At 68.5% G+C, this 14,945-nt stretch carries 15 protein-coding genes; 9 read left to right on the plus strand and 6 right to left on the minus strand.

Going from position 1 to position 14,945, the window contains the following annotated elements:
• The first annotated feature begins 44 nt into the window (after positions 1–44).
• The 4 genes from DJ82_RS10200 to DJ82_RS10215 all read left to right on the plus strand — a co-directional run bounded on the left by DJ82_RS10200 (position 45) and on the right by DJ82_RS10215 (position 3,220).
• On the plus strand, positions 45–221 hold the full coding sequence (locus DJ82_RS10200) for a protein translocase SEC61 complex subunit gamma (protein ID WP_092566712.1): 177 nt from the start codon (positions 45–47) through the stop codon (positions 219–221).
• Positions 221–673: a transcription elongation factor Spt5 gene (locus tag DJ82_RS10205; RefSeq protein ID WP_094524553.1), complete on the plus strand. Its 453-nt coding sequence runs from the start codon at positions 221–223 to the stop codon at positions 671–673. The genes DJ82_RS10200 and DJ82_RS10205 overlap by 1 nt, the downstream gene beginning before the upstream one ends.
• A gap of 136 nt (positions 674–809) precedes the next feature.
• A complete protein-coding gene (artA, locus tag DJ82_RS10210; RefSeq protein ID WP_094558477.1) occupies positions 810–1,772 on the plus strand; it encodes an archaeosortase A in 963 nt (320 codons plus the stop codon).
• Positions 1,773–1,972: 200 nt separating this feature from the next.
• On the plus strand, positions 1,973–3,220 hold the full coding sequence (locus tag DJ82_RS10215) for an MgtC/SapB family protein (RefSeq protein WP_094524551.1): 1,248 nt from the start codon (positions 1,973–1,975) through the stop codon (positions 3,218–3,220).
• A 34-nt stretch (positions 3,221–3,254) separates the two neighbouring features.
• On the opposite strand, the gene DJ82_RS10220 is transcribed toward DJ82_RS10215, so the two are convergent.
• Positions 3,255–3,629 (minus strand): CBS domain-containing protein, encoded by a 375-nt coding sequence (locus tag DJ82_RS10220; RefSeq protein WP_094524550.1) that lies wholly within the window; start codon positions 3,627–3,629, stop codon positions 3,255–3,257.
• A 149-nt stretch (positions 3,630–3,778) separates the two neighbouring features.
• Here DJ82_RS10220 and DJ82_RS10225 point away from each other — a divergent pair, with 149 nt between their 5' ends.
• Entirely contained in the window at positions 3,779–4,036 is a 258-nt protein-coding gene (locus DJ82_RS10225) for a hypothetical protein (RefSeq protein ID WP_094524549.1), read from the plus strand.
• Positions 4,026–4,253, plus strand: a complete 228-nt coding sequence (locus DJ82_RS10230; RefSeq protein ID WP_094581735.1) for a hypothetical protein — start codon at positions 4,026–4,028, stop codon at positions 4,251–4,253. The genes DJ82_RS10225 and DJ82_RS10230 overlap by 11 nt, the downstream gene beginning before the upstream one ends.
• An 80-nt stretch (positions 4,254–4,333) precedes the next feature.
• Here DJ82_RS10230 and DJ82_RS10235 read toward each other — a convergent pair whose 3' ends face one another.
• Positions 4,334–4,717 carry a CBS domain-containing protein gene (locus tag DJ82_RS10235; RefSeq protein WP_094581736.1) on the minus strand — a complete coding sequence of 128 codons (384 nt, stop codon included), beginning with the start codon at positions 4,715–4,717 and terminating at the stop codon, positions 4,334–4,336.
• A gap of 59 nt (positions 4,718–4,776) precedes the next feature.
• The gene (gene dph5, locus DJ82_RS10240; protein ID WP_094581737.1) at positions 4,777–5,574 is read right to left on the minus strand and encodes a diphthine synthase; all 798 of its coding nucleotides are present in this window, start codon (positions 5,572–5,574) and stop codon (positions 4,777–4,779) included.
• A 172-nt stretch (positions 5,575–5,746) separates the two neighbouring features.
• Between dph5 and DJ82_RS10245 the strand changes: the two genes are divergently transcribed.
• The 3 genes from DJ82_RS10245 (at position 5,747) to lrpA1 (ending at position 9,120) form a co-directional block, all read left to right on the plus strand.
• Entirely contained in the window at positions 5,747–7,642 is a 1,896-nt protein-coding gene (locus DJ82_RS10245) for a 2-oxoacid:acceptor oxidoreductase subunit alpha (RefSeq protein ID WP_094526602.1), read from the plus strand.
• 3 nt (positions 7,643–7,645) lie between these two features.
• The gene (locus DJ82_RS10250; protein ID WP_094524544.1) at positions 7,646–8,584 is read left to right on the plus strand and encodes a thiamine pyrophosphate-dependent enzyme; all 939 of its coding nucleotides are present in this window, start codon (positions 7,646–7,648) and stop codon (positions 8,582–8,584) included.
• 107 nt (positions 8,585–8,691) lie between these two features.
• On the plus strand, positions 8,692–9,120 hold the full coding sequence (lrpA1, locus tag DJ82_RS10255; protein WP_094524543.1) for an HTH-type transcriptional regulator LrpA1: 429 nt from the start codon (positions 8,692–8,694) through the stop codon (positions 9,118–9,120).
• A 38-nt stretch (positions 9,121–9,158) separates the two neighbouring features.
• Here the strand turns inward: lrpA1 and DJ82_RS10260 are convergent, their stop codons facing one another.
• From DJ82_RS10260 to DJ82_RS15350, 3 genes are all read right to left on the minus strand, one after another.
• A complete protein-coding gene (locus DJ82_RS10260; RefSeq protein WP_094524542.1) occupies positions 9,159–9,653 on the minus strand; it encodes a hypothetical protein in 495 nt (164 codons plus the stop codon).
• Positions 9,654–9,706: 53 nt separating this feature from the next.
• A complete protein-coding gene (locus tag DJ82_RS10265; RefSeq protein WP_094524541.1) occupies positions 9,707–10,177 on the minus strand; it encodes a GNAT family N-acetyltransferase in 471 nt (156 codons plus the stop codon).
• A gap of 144 nt (positions 10,178–10,321) precedes the next feature.
• The gene (locus DJ82_RS15350; RefSeq protein WP_241881494.1) at positions 10,322–11,656 is read right to left on the minus strand and encodes a class I tRNA ligase family protein; all 1,335 of its coding nucleotides are present in this window, start codon (positions 11,654–11,656) and stop codon (positions 10,322–10,324) included.
• Positions 11,657–14,945: the final 3,289 nt, after the last annotated feature.

Genomic DNA, 14,945 nt, shown 5'->3' on the forward strand with positions numbered 1-14,945 from the left:
GCATCAAAAGGTAAAAACCGTCTCGACTCAAACCCCGTCGTAACATGGACGTTCCGTACGACCTCAACAGCTACGTTCGCGTGCTGAAACTCGCGAGCACGCCGAGCACCGACGAGTTCCTCCAGGTGTCGAAGATCGCCGGCGCCGGCATCCTCCTCGTCGGCTTCATCGGCTTCCTGATGTTCGCGATCATGAGCCTTCTGCCGGGGGTCGGCGTCTGATGCCGATCTTCTCGGTCAAGACCACAGCGAGTCAGGAGCGCACCGTCGCGGACATGCTCGCGGAGAAGGAGATGCCGGAGATCCAGGCGGTCATCGCTCCCGACCAGCTCACGAGCTACGTGATGGTCGAGGCGACGGACGGCAGCGTGTTCGCCCGGATCCTCGACGAGATCCCCCACGCCCGCGGCGTCATCCAGGGCGGCGACGGACCGGCAGAGAGCCCCTTCTCCGAGGTGGAGCACTTCCTCTCGCCGACCCCCGACGTCGAGGGGATCGCCGAGGGCGACATCGTCGAGCTGATCGCCGGGCCGTTTAAAGGCGAGAAGGCCCGCGTCCAGCGCATCGACGAGGGGAAAGACCAGGTGACCGTCGAGCTGTACGAGGCGACGGTCCCGATCCCGGTCACCGTCCGCGGCGACCAGATCCGGGTGCTCGACTCCGACGAGCGCTGACCGGCCGGGTCGCGCTCGCTTTACCCAGCTCTCCTCTCACTCTTCGCCGCTCTCCTCCCCCTTTTCGGTCCCCGACTTCCCGACGGTCCGTCGGCAACGACAAGGGCTTTATTCGACGACGACCGACCGTTCGGTCATGTTCGGTCCCGGCGTGCCGGCGATCCTGAGCCTGGTCCCCGACACGTTCGCGTTCGCGTGGCTCGTCGCGATCCTCTTCGCCGCGTCGTGGCTGCTCGACAGCCGCGGGCTGGCCGCCGGTCGGTCGCTCGCGGCGGGCACCTGGGCGCTGTTCGGGCTCTTCTGGCTGACGACGGTGCCGTACTTCGCGTTCGAGCACCAGAGCTACGTCGAGTCGATCCTGGCGCTCGTCGGCGTCCCGGCGTGCATCTACGCCGGCTACCTGCTGTACAACGGCCGCGCCTCGCTGTTCACGCTCACGCGGGCCATCTCGCTCATGCTGTTCATCTACCTCCCGTTCGAGACCATCCCGGCGTTCTCGCTCGCCGGCGTCGCGTTCCCCGAGCCGCGTCGGGTCCTCATCGAGGCCGTCGCCACCCAGACCGGGTTCCTCATCGACCTCCTCGGCTACGCGCCGGAGCGCGTGACGAGCTACGAGGGGTACGACGCGGCGTACGCGTGGACGCTCCCCGACGGTCACACGGTCACTATCCACGTCGTCCTGGCGTGTACGGGGCTCGGCAGCATGGCCATCTTCGGCGGTCTCGTCGCCGCCGTGCGGGCGCCGCTCTCGCGCAAGCTCCGGGCGCTCGCGGTGTCGATCCCGCTCATCTACGTGCTCAACATCTTCCGGACGACGTTCATCTCCGTCGTCGCGGGCAACCAGTACATGCAGTGGCAGACCGACCTCGTGCTCGCGATGTTCGGCGCGACCGACCCGTACCGGGTTTCCTTCCTCATCTCCGACCGGATCATGAGCCAGCTCCTCGCTGTCGTCGCGCTGATCGGGATCACGTTCCTCGCGGTGCGGGAGCTCCCGGAGCTGGCCGTCATCCTCGAGGACGTGCTCTACCTCCTCACGGGGGAGGAACACGACCTGACGGAGTCGCTGGACCTGCCGCGGGAGCCGACGAACCGCTGAGCCGACGACCCGCCGACGCCGACGCTCACCCGCCGTCGACGTCGGGATCGGCACTGCGGCGCCGGCCGGACCGGCGGCGCGTCCCGCCGACATATATACTAATATATAGCAAACTATAGCCGTACTCACGATATATCCCGCCGTATGAAACGACGGGACCGGCGGGTGCGGCGGCGACCTGATCGGCGAGGTGGTCGGTCGTGATCGACCCGGTCGATCCGTCGCCCTACCTCCAGAGCAACGTCGCGAAGCTCGTCTTGGCGACCCTCCTCGGGATGTTCCTCGGGCTGGAGCGCGAGTGGTCGCAGAAGTCGGCGGGCATCCGGACGTTCTCACTGATCAGCCTCGCGGCGGCGGTGTTCTCGGTGCTGGGCGAGCCGGGGCTACTCGTCGTCGGTGGGGCGCTGATCGTCGCCAGCGCGGTTCTCCTGGCGGTTCGGAGCTTCGTCGAGGAGAAGGTCGACAGCCTCTCGCTCACCACGTCAGTGTCGATGCTCGTCACGTACGGGGTGGGCGTCCTCGTCGCTCAAGCGCTCTTCATCGAGGCGGTGACGGTGGCGGTGCTCTCCTCGCTGCTCCTCGTGTTGAAGCGGGAGCTCCACCAGTTCGCGTGGGGGCTCTCCCGCGAGGAGGTCCGCAGCGCGGTGGAGTTCACCATCCTCGCGTTCGTCGTCTTCCCCCTGCTCCCGGCCGAGACGATCGACCCGTGGGGGGCGGTTCAGCCGCGACTCATCTGGTCGCTCGTCGTCGCGGTCAGCGCCATCGGCTTCGTCAACTACGTGCTCGTGAAGCGGTACCAGGGGCGCGGCTACGCGGTGACCGGCTTCTTCGGCGGGCTCGTGAACTCGACGGCGGTGGTCGCGGAGATGGCGAAGCGCGCGAAGGGGCGGGCGGACCTGCTCGACCTCGCGGTCGGGTCGATCCTGCTGGCGAACGCCGCGATGGCGCTCCGGAACGCCGCGGTCGTCGCCGCCTTCGTCCCGGAGGCCGCTTTGGTGGTCGGTGCGCCGCTCGGCGCGGTCACCGTCGCCGGCGTCCTGATCGCCGTGTGGCGCAGCGACTGGCGGACGACGATGGAGGCGGAGCTCACCTCCCCCTTCAGCCTGCGGAACGCCCTGACGTTCGGCGCGCTGTTCCTCGCGGTGCTGCTCGCCTCCGCCGGCGCGGAACGGGCCTTCGGCGCGGCCGGATTCGTCGCCACCTCGTTCCTCGCCGGGCTCGTCTCCTCCGGGACCGCGACGACGACCGCCGTCTCGCTGCTCGGGACCGGACAGATAACGGTCGACACCGCGGTCACGGGGGTCGTCGCCGGCACGGCCGCGAGCATCTTCGTCAAGACCGCGTTCGCGGCGAGCATCGCCCGGGATCTGGTCCGCCCGGTGCTGATCTGGAACCTCGTGCTGATCGCGGTCGGCGTCGCGGTCGGTGTTCCCCTGCTCCTGTTTTAAATCGGCGCGCGGCGGTTTCCGAGCGTCCCTCGACTCACGAGAGCTGCGCCGCCACGTCGGTCGACGAGACCATGCCGACGTAGTCATCGTCGACGACGGGGAGGTGTTTGACCCCGTACATCGTCATCATCGCCGCGACCTCCTCCATCATGAGGTCCGGCGTCACCGTTTCCACGTTCTCGGTCATCACGTCGCGAACGACGGATTCGTCTAGGTCGCGGCCGGCCGCGACGGCGCCGACGATGTCGCTCTGCGTGATGATACAGCCGCCCCCCGTCGTCACGACGAGCGCGCTGATGTCGTCGTCCGCCATCCGGCGCGCGGCCTCACGGAGCGGCTCGGTCCCCCCGATCGTCTCTAGCGGCGTCGACATGACCTCACTGACGCGGGTCCGGTCGTTCAGATCCATACCGTGTCGTGTGCTACCAGATCTGATTACTCTTCCGGTGCGATCTCCGCTCCCCCGTTCGACGGTCTCCGGGACGGGCGTCGGCGCGTCCGGGAAACGCGAGCGCGTTCGAACGAGCATATATACGCGTTCGCGCCCACATTGATCATATGTCGGGTATTCTCAGTTCGTTGAGGGACTTCGGGACGCGGTCGCTGCTTATCCACGCCATCATGTCGGTGACGCTCCCGGTGGGGTTCCTGATCGGTCTCACCGTGGACTCGCAGCTCGGGCTGGTGTCGTTCGTCGCGCTGTTGAACTTCACCGCGGGAATGTGGATCTGCCAGTCGATCCACTCGCTCGGCTCGGAGGCGAACGAGGACGGATACGACGGCGTCATCAACGAGATCAGAGCTTATGTCAAGTGACGACGGGATCGACGCCGCGCGGTTCGGGCGTCTCCTGTTGCTCATCGGGTTCGTCACGGCGGTCTCGCTGCTGACGTCCGCACAGGTCCTCCCGGGCGATCTGGTCTCCGTCGCCGTCGTCGCCATCGGGAGCGTCGCGCTCGTCACCGCGATAATCGGCTTCCTGATCGCGGCGGGGGCGACGTACGACGACCAGGTGAAGGCGTCGGGTCGCTAGCCGGCCGGCCGAGCGGCCGAGCCGCTCACTGACCGAGCCACCGAGTCGCTCACTGACCGAGCGACGCCTCGCCTCGGGGCTCACCGTCGTTCCGAAAGGTACGCCGTGAGGTCGGTCGTCGAGAGCATCCCGACCAACCGGTCGTCCCCGTCGACCACCGGTAAGTGCGTGTACCCCCGGCTCGTCGGGTCGGCGAGCTCCTCGACGGGGTCGTCGGGCGAGACGGTGACGACGTCCGTCGTCATGAACGTCTCAACGGAGGTCTCGTCCTCCGGGTCGTTCCGACGGACGAGCGAGACGAAATCAGTCGCGGTGATCCGCCCCGCGAGGCGCCCGTCGTCGACGACGAGCACGGAGCTCACTCCCGTCTCCAACATGCGCTTCGCCGCGTCCGCGGCGGCCGCTCCTCGGGGGATCGTGACGAGTTCGGTCGACATGAGCCGCTCGGCGGGCACGTCTGTCATGATCTTTGATAACGCGGGACAGGAATATCAAACGACCGGTCGGCGGACGGCGACCCCGCTCACTCCTCGACGAGCTCCGGCGAGGCGCCGGCGAGCCCGGCCAGCGCGTCGGCCTCGACGTGGTGGAGGTCGCCGGGGATCACGAGGAGGTGGAGCGGGTCGCCGAACTCCCGCTCGGAAAGCGCGCTCAGCCGGTCGGCGGCGACCACCCGTTCGGGCGAGCCCGCGCGAGCGACGACGACGGCCAGTTCGTCGCGCCAGCCGTCTGCGAGCAGCCCGGCGGCGACGTCGGCGGTCATGTACTCCTCGTGGTCCGGGTCGGGGCCGGTCGGCCCGGTGCCCACCTTGATGTCGAGGTAGACGACGGTGTGGAGGCCGCTCTCGCGGTTCGCCTCGATCGTCTCGACCACGCTCCCGGGGACGTCGTCGCCGCCGTGAGCGTACGGGAACGGGAGCGTCGTCGCCTTCCCGAACCGGTAGTTCTGGAGCCCGGTGAGACTCGACGCGGCCGACTGAGCGGTCACCCCGTGGATCACGCGCGTCTCGATCCCCCGCTCCTCGGCTCGCAGCCGGAGGTCCGTGTGCGTCGTCGAGATCATCGTGTCGCCGGCGGTACAGAAGGCGACGTCGCCCTCGGCGGCGGCCGAGAGGATCGCCTCCGGGTCGCGCTCGACCCCCTCCCGCGGCCGGACCTCGATCTCGACGTCGTGGTACGCCTCCAACTCACCGACGTCGGCGCCGACCAGCCGGCTGGTGTAGAACTCGGCGAAGACGCGGTCGGCGGCGCGCAGCGCCTCGCGCCCCTCGACGGTGACCGACCGTTCGTCGTAGAGTCCGAGCCCGATGAACGTGAGCATGTCCGCCGTCAGGCGGGCGGCGAGTAAAAGGGCGCGGAACCGAAGTCTCGCGAGTCCGCCTCCCCCCGACCTAAAGGTCTTTCATGATTGTTGCTTGTGATTCCATAGCAAGCCCTAAGAGGTAACCACCACAACCACAGAGCACGAGGCCCTCACGGGCTACCATACCACTATGACTGACGACGAACTCATCTGGCGGATATCGGGGGGATCCGGCGACGGGATCGCTTCGACGAGCCAGAACTTCGCAAAGGCCTTGATGCGATCGGGGCTCAACGTGTTCACGCATCGCCACTATCCGTCCCGTATCCGCGGCGGCCACACGTACACCGAGGTCCGCGCGTCGGCGGACCCGGTGCGGTCCCGCGGCGACGGCTATAACTTCCTGCTGGCGCTCGGCGACTCGTTCGCCCGGAACCCGCAGGAGGAGGCCGTCTACGGGAACGAAGAGATCAAACCGCTCTCGGAGAACCTGGACGAACTCCGCGAGGGCGGCGTCATCGTCTACGACGAGGGGCTGTTAGACGCCTCCGAGATCCCGAACTTCGACGAGCGGGCCGAGGAGAACGACTGGCACGTATACCCCCTCGACCTCCGCGGGCTCGCCCGCGACATGGGTCGCGAGGTCATGCGCAACACCGCCGGCGTCGGCGCCACCTGCGCGCTGACCGGCATGGACCTCGACCACGTCCAGGACCTCATGCGCGACGCGATGCCGGAGAAGATCCTCGACCCGAACCTGGAGATCCTCCAGACCGCCTACGACCAGGTGCGAGAGGAGTACGACGTCGACGCACCCGACGTCAGCGTCCCGACCGGCGAACACGACGAGACGCAGCTGCTCATGTCCGGGTCGGACGCCATCTCCTACGGCGCCATCGACGAGGGCTGTCGGTTCATCGCCGGCTACCCGATGACGCCGTGGACCGAGGTGTTCACCATCATGAGCAACAACCTGCCGAAGCTCGGCGGGATCTCCGAGCAGGTCGAAGACGAGATCGCGGCGGCCGCGCTCGCGGTCGGCGCCTCGCACGCCGGCGTGAAGGCCATGTCCGGCTCCTCCGGCGGCGGGTTCGCGCTGATGTCCGAGCCACTCGGGCTCGCTGAGATGACGGAGACGCCCGTCGTCCTCGTCGAGGCCATGCGCGCCGGGCCCTCGACCGGGATGCCGACGAAGCCCGAGCAGTCCGACCTCGAACACGTCCTGTACACCTCGCAGGGCGACTCCCAGCGCGTCGTCCTCGCGCCGGGGACGGTCGAGGAGGCGTACGAGCAGTCGCGGATCGCCTTCCGGCTGGCCTACGAGTACCAGATCCCGTCGATCCTGCTGTACGACCAGAAGCTCGGCGGCGAGATGACGAACGTCCCCAAGAGCCACTTCGACCGCGAGCCGAACCCGACGCTCGGGAAGACCCTGAGCGAGGACGCGCTGGCGGAGGAGCCGCACTCGGCCGACGGGAAGTTCCACCGGTTCCAGCACGACGTCGAGGACGGCGTCTCCCCGCGGTCGATCCCCGGCCAGAAGGGCGGTCGCTTCCTCGCGACCGGCAACGAACACGACCCGACCGGGCACATCGCCGAGTCGCCGGACAACCGCGTCGCGCAGATCGACCGCCGGACCCAGAAGCTGGAGGCGATCCGCGCCGACCTCGACACGGTCGACACGGGCTCGTACGCCGGCCCCGACGACGCCCAGTACGGCATCCTCACCTTCGGGAGCCAGCAGGGCACCGTCGAGGAGGCCGTCGGTCGCCTCAACGACGCCGGTATATCGGTGAAATCGTACGGCGTCTCCGACATGCTTCCGTTCCCGACCGACCAGGTCGAGGAGTTCGTCCAGAGCGTCGACGAGGTGCTCGTCGTCGAGATGACCGCCTCGGGACAGTTCCGCGGGCTCATCCAGAAGCACCTCGGCCGCTACGGCGAGCGGCTGTCGAGTCTGCTGAAGTACAACGGGAACCCGTTCGAGCCGGCGGAGATCGTCGACGGGTTCGAGGCAGCGATCGTCGAGGGCGACGGCGACGCGTCCAGCCATCAGACCACCTTCGTCCCAGCCGCAGGTGACTAACCAATGAGCACGTTTTCAGCGATCGGAGAGGAGCGAGAGATCGACCGCGACGAGTACACCCCCGGCGTGGAGCCGCAGCCGACCTGGTGTCCGGGCTGCGGTGACTTCAGCGTCCTGAAGGCGCTCAAGCAGGCGCTTCCGGAGGTCGGGCGCACGCCCGAGGAGACCCTGCTGTGCACCGGGATCGGCTGTTCGGGCAAGCTGAACAGCTACCTCGACACGTACGGGTTCCACACGATCCACGGGCGTTCCCTGCCCGTGGCCCGCGCCGCGAAGCTCGCGAACCCCGACCTCGAAGTAATCGCCGCCGGCGGCGACGGCGACGGCTACGGGATCGGCGGGAACCACTTCATCCACACGGCCCGGGAGAACCACGACATGACGTACATCGTTTTCAACAACGAGATCTTCGGGCTCACGAAGGGCCAGACCTCGCCCACCAGCCCGAAGGGTCACAAGTCGAAGACGCAGCCGTCCGGCAGCGCCAAGGAGCCGCTCAAGCCGCTCTCGATGTCGCTGAACGCCGGCGCCTCCTACGTCGCCCGCACGGCCGCGGTCAACCCCAACCAGGCGAAGGAGATCATCATCGAGGCGATCGAGCACGACGGCTTCGCGCACGTCGACTTCCTCACCCAGTGTCCGACCTGGAACAAGGACGCGCGCCAGTACGTCCCGTACATCGACGTCAACGAGTCCGACGACTACGACTTCGACCCGACGGACCGCGTCGAGGCCGCGGAGATGATGCGCGAGACCGAGGAGTCGCTGTACGAGGGGAAGGTCCTCACCGGCCGCTACTACGTCGACGAGGACCGCCCGTCCTACGGCGCGGAGAAGCAGGCGATCGGCGAGATTCCCGAGGAGCCGCTGGCGGAGCGCTACTGGGACGACGAGTACGAGTGGGAGCGCTCGCACGACCAGTTCCTCGACAAGCACGCCTGAATCGGCCGTAGGAACCTGTCTACGGCCGATTTGGCCGTAGTTCGTCGTCCGTTCGTCTCGTTTTTCGGTTCGCAAGGTATTTTTTCCGTGGTGACAAAGAGTCGGGTATGAGTACGGTATCGACCGAAGAACGGATCCTGTCGGTGTTAGAGGAGGACGCACAGGCCTCCTGCGCGGAGATCGCCGACCGAGCCGACGTCTCGAAGCCGACGGTGCGGAAGTACATCGACCGCCTCGAAGAGAAAGGCGTGATCGTCGGCTACTCGGCGGAGATCGACCCGAAGAAGCTCTCGTCGCAGTCGATCGCCATGGTCGGGATGGACGTCGACTCCGGCAAGTACGTCGGCGCGACCCGCGAGCTGAAAGAGCTCGACGAGGTGCAGGCGCTGTACACCTCCTCCGGTGACCACATGCTGATGGCCGAGGTCCGCGCCCGCGACGGCGACGAGCTCGGCGACGTCATCTCCGAGAAGCTGTTGGCGATCGACGGCGTCACCGCCGCGCACCCCTCCTTCCTGCAGGAACGGCTGAAGTAGCTCCGGACCGGGCGGCCGTCGCGGCACCGCGGCCGACGCTACCGATACGCGAGCGCGACGAGGAGGAGCGTTACGACGCTCCCGCCCAGCGCCGCGACGACGATCGACGCCTCGCTGGCTCCGAGGAGTACCCCGACGAGCGGGAGACAGAGCAGGAGGCCGGCCCATATCGCCGCGCCGCCGAGCCGCCGGGCTCGCTCGCGGCTCACGTCCGGCGTCGTCAGGAGGTCGCGCCGGTCGCGGTAGCGGACGAGCCACCCGAGCGCGACCGTTCCGACGGCGGCGACGCCGAGCGCGCCGACCGCGACGGTCCGATCGGGAACGCCCAGCGCGATCGCCGCGGCGAGGGCGACGAGGAACGCCCCGGTGCCCCCGAGCACGGCGGCGTTGGCCCGCGCGCCCGCATTGCCGGCGTCGTCCACCCCGTACAGGCGACGGAACCGGCTCGCGGGCCGGAGGCTGGCGAGGGCGACGAGCGCGAACGCGACACCGAGCGCGGCGAGGGTAATCAGACCGAGGTCGACGGAGGGCATTCAGTGACGACTCGAAACGGGTGCGGAGACCACTTAGTTCCGCGCCGCCGGCGTCACGCCAGCTCGCCCGCGTCGGCGACGACGACCGACTCGTCGCCGGCGGGGCCGCGGCGAGTGCCTCGGGGACTGAACCCGTGGGCGGCGAAGAACTCCTGTGCGCCCGGGCTGTCGGCGGGGACGCTCGCCCGAAGCGTGTCGACGTCGTGGCGACCCAGCGAGGACGCGACCCGCGAAAGGAGCTCGGCGGCGACGCCCTCTCCGGCGTGGCTCGGGTGGACCCACAGCGCGAGCAGCTCGGCTTCGGGCCCCTGCGCGTCGGGGTGCGCGATGGCGACGCCGACGGGGCCGTCGTCGTTCTCCATCAGGAACGACCACTCCGCCTCGGCGGCGGCCTCGCGGACGCCGGCGGCGGACACGTCCAAGAGCGGGGATCCGATGTCGTCGAAGACGGTCGCCTCGCGCGCTCGCGAGACCGCCGTTCGCAGCGCCTCCGCGTCGTCGGGCCGGGCCGCCCGGACATGCATAGATAACCATAAGTAAAGAACTCACCTATAGGTTTCGGGATGTGAATTGATACCACGCCAACGGCGGGACGAACGAAAAGCGCGATCAGTTCCGCGGCCGGTCCGTCTGCCGCGCGACTGACGGGCTCGAAACCGGCAGTTCCCCTACGCGACCGGCTCTATTCCGATCGTCACGACGACGTCCTCGACGTCCCACTCCTCGACGAGCCCGTCGGTCTCGGCGGCGTCGCTCGGCTCGTCGAGCCACTCGTCGGCGCGCACCTCGCCGGCGATCAGGTCGGCGTGCTCGTCGACGAAGCCGGCGATCCGGTCGTCGTCGACGGCGACGCCGACCCGGATCCGGGCCTCGACGTCGAGGTCGAGCTCCTTGCGCATCTCCTGAATCCGACGGATCACGTCGCGGGCGTACCCCTCCGACTCGATCTCGGGGGTGAGCGAGGTGTCGACGTAGACGGTGCCGCCGTCGAAGTCGACGCCGGAGACGTTCTCCGGGGGTTCGGCGACGTACTCGACCATCGCGTCGTCGAGGTCGACGGGCTCGCCGTCGACGGCCACCGCGCCGCCCTCGACCGCCGCGCGCGTCGCGCCCTGCACCGCGTCCATCACCTTCTGGGCGTCGGCGCCGAAGGCGGGACCGATCTCGGCCATCTGCGGCTCGGCGGTCTCGACGAGCTCGTCGAACGCGTCGGTGACGGTCACCTCGCGGGCGTTGACGCGCTCGCCGATCAGGTCGGACAGACGCTCGACGGCGGCGGTCACCTCGTCGTCGCCGCTCTCGACGACGACGCGCGGCACGGGCCAGCGGAGCTTCCGGCCCGCCTGCTGGCGGGCGTTCGCGGCGGCCTCCTCGACGTCGCGGAGGACGGCCACGTCGCGCTCCAGCTCGGGGTCGCGGAGCCCGTCGTCGGGCTCGGGGTAGTCGAGCTGGTGGACCGTGGTCGCCGAGCCGTCGAGCGTCTGGTACATCCGCTCGGTCAGGTACGGCGCGATCGGCGCGAGCAGCCGGATCACCTCGTCGAGGACGGTCGCGAGCGTCGCGTAGGCGCCCCGCTTCGAGGCGGAGTCCGCCTCCTCCCACATCCGGTCGCGGACGGCCTTCACGTAGAAGCGCGAGACGTCTTGGGTGACGAACTCGATCACCGCGTTGACCGCGTCGCTGACGCGGTAGTCGGCCCACGCCTCGGTCACCTCGGTCTCGACCGACTGGAGCCGGGAGAGCACCCACTCGTCGACGAGCTCCAGCTCGCCGTCGGCGAGGTCGGCCTCGGCGGGGTCGTAGCCGTCGAGCTCCATGTACTCCAGCGGGAAGCGGAACACGTTCCAGAGGATGTTGAGCTTCCCCTGCAGCTCGCGAGCCCGTCCCCACTGCGACGCGAGGTCGGCCCCCTGCTTGTCGTGGGAGAGCGTAGGTGCGGAGCGGGCGCGACGCGCGCTCGATCGCCTCTTCCGGGGTGACGATGTGCCGACCGACTTCGACATCTTGCGCCGTCCTCGTCGGTTGGCAAGCCGTGCATCAGCACCCCTCGGTATTGGATCTCGCCGACCGCGGCGGATGCCATGGCCGGAGCTGCGGCAGAACCAGCCGCGGGTCTGGTCGTGCGCCTCGACGATGAGGTCGGGGCACAGTCAGTCGTGGGTCCTCCTCTGACGGGTAGCCGAGCTTGCCAGCTGGCGACCGACGAGTCGAGCCACACGTCTGAACACGGTCCTGACGCTGGCGGGTACGTGGACGCCTCTCGAACGTATGGTCAGGTCGCGGACAGCGGGGCGGTGGGAGTCGATCGCCCCGGTCGACGTCCTCCTCGACGCGCTCGGCGGACTCTTCGCGGGTCCAGACCACGATCATGTCCTCGTCGAGGTTCCCCGCCTCGGCGTCGTCGGCACCCAGATGGGATCGGGACCCCAGTTAGCGCTGGCGGGAGACGTTTCATGTCGGGGCGTCCGTCGATGAAGTCGCGGAACGGTTTCCCGCGGCCCCATGCGGTGCACTCGGACTCCCCATGTGCGAGGAGTCTCTTCACGTCCGTGATCGAGATGAACCACTGTCGGACCAAGCGGATGATCCGGTTCACAGCGCAGCAGTGGCGTAGCTGTGGTCGACGGTGCGTGCGCGAGCATGTGGCCTGCGACGAGGGGGGGGTGGTCCGCGACGATGTCGCTTGGCGTCGCACGAACTGGCCCGCGTACCGCCGGCCGCCTCGGTGAACTCGCTGGGGCCGCCGACAGTAGATATCGAAGTCCCAGCTCCGTGCCGGTGGAATCCTCCTCACCGTGCCCGGCGCGGAGTGGACACCCGGTGCGTCGGCCTCCACGCTAGTCGGCGGCGTACCGCCCGGCGCCCTCGGAGTCGGGGTACTCGGCGACTGGTCGGCGAGCGGGTGATCGTATCGCCCAGCCGACGATTATACTCGCCCGTCAGCTCGCCTCGACCCGTACTCTCGTAGCCAGCCCTCTCCGAGCACTCCTCGACTCGCACTCTCGGCGACGTAGAGCAGCTCCTCCTCGCCGTCACCTGTCTCGCGCGACGGCGTTGTACGCGAGCTCCTCGTCGACGGCGTACGAAGGTGTTCGCGGGGATCGGTCCACGGCGTCGTCGTCCAGATGGACCGAGGCTCCTCGCGGTCGGCGAGCGGGAAACTTTCACGTAGATGGGAGGGGTCCTCGACGTCTCGTACTCGACCTCGTTGTTGCGAGCCCTGGTCTCGCACCGCGGGCATGCGAGATGGAGGTTTCCCTGCTCGAGAGCCCCGTTGTCGGCGACCTCGGAGAAGCCCACCACGCGGCCCTCCATGTACGCCGGCGAGATGTCTCGTACGGGTCCTCCAGTCATCCAGACGCGATGACTTGAAAGTCCCTCGATCCATCGCGCGCGTTCTCTAAGGCGACTCCTTGCACTTTCTCTGGAACGCTCCATCCCGTACTCCTCGATGTCCGCTTTGTTCTCGAAGCCGAGCTCCTCCTCGACTTTCACCTCGATCGGAGGGCCCGTTGCATGTCGTAGCCCGGTCGTCGTGACCGGGGCCGGCATCCGCTTGTGGCGGATGATCCGCGTCCTTCAGCGTCTTTTCCACGCACGTTGCCGAGTGCATCTTGCCGGAGGTTACGGCGCCCGTCCCACGAAGAAGAAGGGCGGGTCGTCGGGCGGCGCCTCCTTGCCGCCCCTTAGTAGGCGTCCACTCGTCCCAGTAGCGTCGACCGCCGACTTCGACGTCCGCGGGCGGCGTACTGGTCGTCGATCTGTCCATATCCGTTGGTCTTCGCGCGCGTATGAATACGCGGAGTCGGGGTCGGGCGTCCGTCCGCGACGCACTCCCGGCTCGACCGGCGCGGATGCACCACCTCGCACGTCGTCAGAACGGGGAGTCCCCTCGAAATTCGGCAACGTCGCGGTCAGAAACCGGTAGCGGCCATACCAATATATGACGCAGATGTTTAGTATTCGTACATGAAACGTCGCCGCCTTGTCCTCGGCGAGCCGCGGTACTGCTCGTCGCGGTCGCGCCAACGGCGCGCGTCGTAGGATCAGGTTGACGCTCCCGTCTCGGTCGCGACCAGGACGGGCGACGCAAGTCGGCGGGCGACCGTCGAGGCCGGAGTGGGAGACCGACTCGGGAGAGCGGGGACGCGACTGGCAGACGGCGATTCCAACGGAACGTGCTCCTCGACGTCCCTCGAGGGATCCGAGCGGTGAGCTGGACGTGGACGACGACACCTACGTCAGAAACAGGCCGCTCGAGGTCGAGAACGCGGGAGCGCTGCGGAGAATCACCTCGGCTGTCACCGAGGGACCGCGACGGTGGACGGTCCTCGACGACCAGAATCGATCAGCAGGCCGGACGCGGAGGGTGACGTCCGCGAGACGGGCGGTCCGTCGCCGCGCTAGCCGGATCGGACGGGACCTAGCGAGACGCTCGCCTCGAGCGGGGCACGTACAACGTCACGTCTGTGAAGCCTGGTACCTACAAGACGGAGCGCGAGCACGGTCGCTGACACGGAGACTAGCGATCGCGAGCGAGCGGGGGACCGTGACGCTCGACGTCGCGCCCTCGCGACCACTTCGACCCGCCAGCCGATCGGAGAGCGGTCGTCCGGGTAGTCCGTCGGTGTTCAAGGGGAGGTGACCGTGACCGAGGAAGGCCTCGCTCAACGTGCCCGTGAACCGCGTACACGTCGAGGTCGTCACGGACGGGTAGACCCTCTCCCGAGCGAGTCCGGGTGCGAGGATCCCCGATGGAGCGGAACCCACGGCCCGGCGGACCCCCGCGCTGTCCGTCACCCGGGCGAACGACCCGTGCCGTCGGCGGACGACGCGCTGTGACCGTGCGAACGCTACGACGACCGGTGGCCGGCCCACGTTCCGGAGTCGACGGCGAGGACTCGGCGAGACCGACGCCGCGGGGAGATCGAGGTGCGATCATCGTCCGCCGGAGCCCGGACGATCGTCGCGAGCGACGGGGCTTCGAGTCCGACCCGGCGACGTCGAGGGCGTCGAACCGCGGACGAGGCCGATCCGAGCGCGAACGGTTCGAACGATACCGGAGACGACGGGCTCCGGCACACCGACGACGCGCTCCGGCTTCGGCGTCGCGCCGCGGTCCTCGCGCTCCCCGCGGCCTCGCCGGGTCGGTCATCGCGTCGCTGGCGGGGGAGAGACACGCCGACCCTCCGTCCGCGGCAGCCGGCCGAAACGGGCCTCGCCCGTCACCACGCCGAGCGCAACACGCCCTCGATCGCCTCCGGCGTCGCGTCGATTCCCGGGGCGCCCCCG

This window comes from Halorubrum sp. Ib24, from assembly GCF_002252745.1.
Lineage (GTDB): Archaea > Halobacteriota > Halobacteria > Halobacteriales > Haloferacaceae > Halorubrum.

What these genes read in the sequence shown, in the direction of transcription:
- DJ82_RS10200 (WP_092566712.1), top strand. Translation starts at nt 45, where the DNA reads ATGGACGTTCCGTACGACCTCAACAGCTACGTTCGCGTGCTGAAACTC.
- DJ82_RS10205 (WP_094524553.1), top strand. Translation starts at nt 221, where the DNA reads ATGCCGATCTTCTCGGTCAAGACCACAGCGAGTCAGGAGCGCACCGTC.
- artA (WP_094558477.1), top strand. Translation starts at nt 810, where the DNA reads ATGTTCGGTCCCGGCGTGCCGGCGATCCTGAGCCTGGTCCCCGACACG.
- DJ82_RS10220 (WP_094524550.1), bottom strand. Translation starts at nt 3,629, where the DNA reads ATGGATCTGAACGACCGGACCCGCGTCAGTGAGGTCATGTCGACGCCG.
- DJ82_RS10225 (WP_094524549.1), top strand. Translation starts at nt 3,779, where the DNA reads ATGTCGGGTATTCTCAGTTCGTTGAGGGACTTCGGGACGCGGTCGCTG.
- DJ82_RS10230 (WP_094581735.1), top strand. Translation starts at nt 4,026, where the DNA reads ATGTCAAGTGACGACGGGATCGACGCCGCGCGGTTCGGGCGTCTCCTG.
- DJ82_RS10235 (WP_094581736.1), bottom strand. Translation starts at nt 4,717, where the DNA reads ATGACAGACGTGCCCGCCGAGCGGCTCATGTCGACCGAACTCGTCACG.
- dph5 (WP_094581737.1), bottom strand. Translation starts at nt 5,574, where the DNA reads ATGCTCACGTTCATCGGGCTCGGACTCTACGACGAACGGTCGGTCACC.
- DJ82_RS10245 (WP_094526602.1), top strand. Translation starts at nt 5,747, where the DNA reads ATGACTGACGACGAACTCATCTGGCGGATATCGGGGGGATCCGGCGAC.
- DJ82_RS10250 (WP_094524544.1), top strand. Translation starts at nt 7,646, where the DNA reads ATGAGCACGTTTTCAGCGATCGGAGAGGAGCGAGAGATCGACCGCGAC.
- lrpA1 (WP_094524543.1), top strand. Translation starts at nt 8,692, where the DNA reads ATGAGTACGGTATCGACCGAAGAACGGATCCTGTCGGTGTTAGAGGAG.
- DJ82_RS10260 (WP_094524542.1), bottom strand. Translation starts at nt 9,653, where the DNA reads ATGCCCTCCGTCGACCTCGGTCTGATTACCCTCGCCGCGCTCGGTGTC.
- DJ82_RS10265 (WP_094524541.1), bottom strand. Translation starts at nt 10,177, where the DNA reads ATGCATGTCCGGGCGGCCCGGCCCGACGACGCGGAGGCGCTGCGAACG.
- DJ82_RS15350 (WP_241881494.1), bottom strand. Translation starts at nt 11,656, where the DNA reads ATGTCGAAGTCGGTCGGCACATCGTCACCCCGGAAGAGGCGATCGAGC.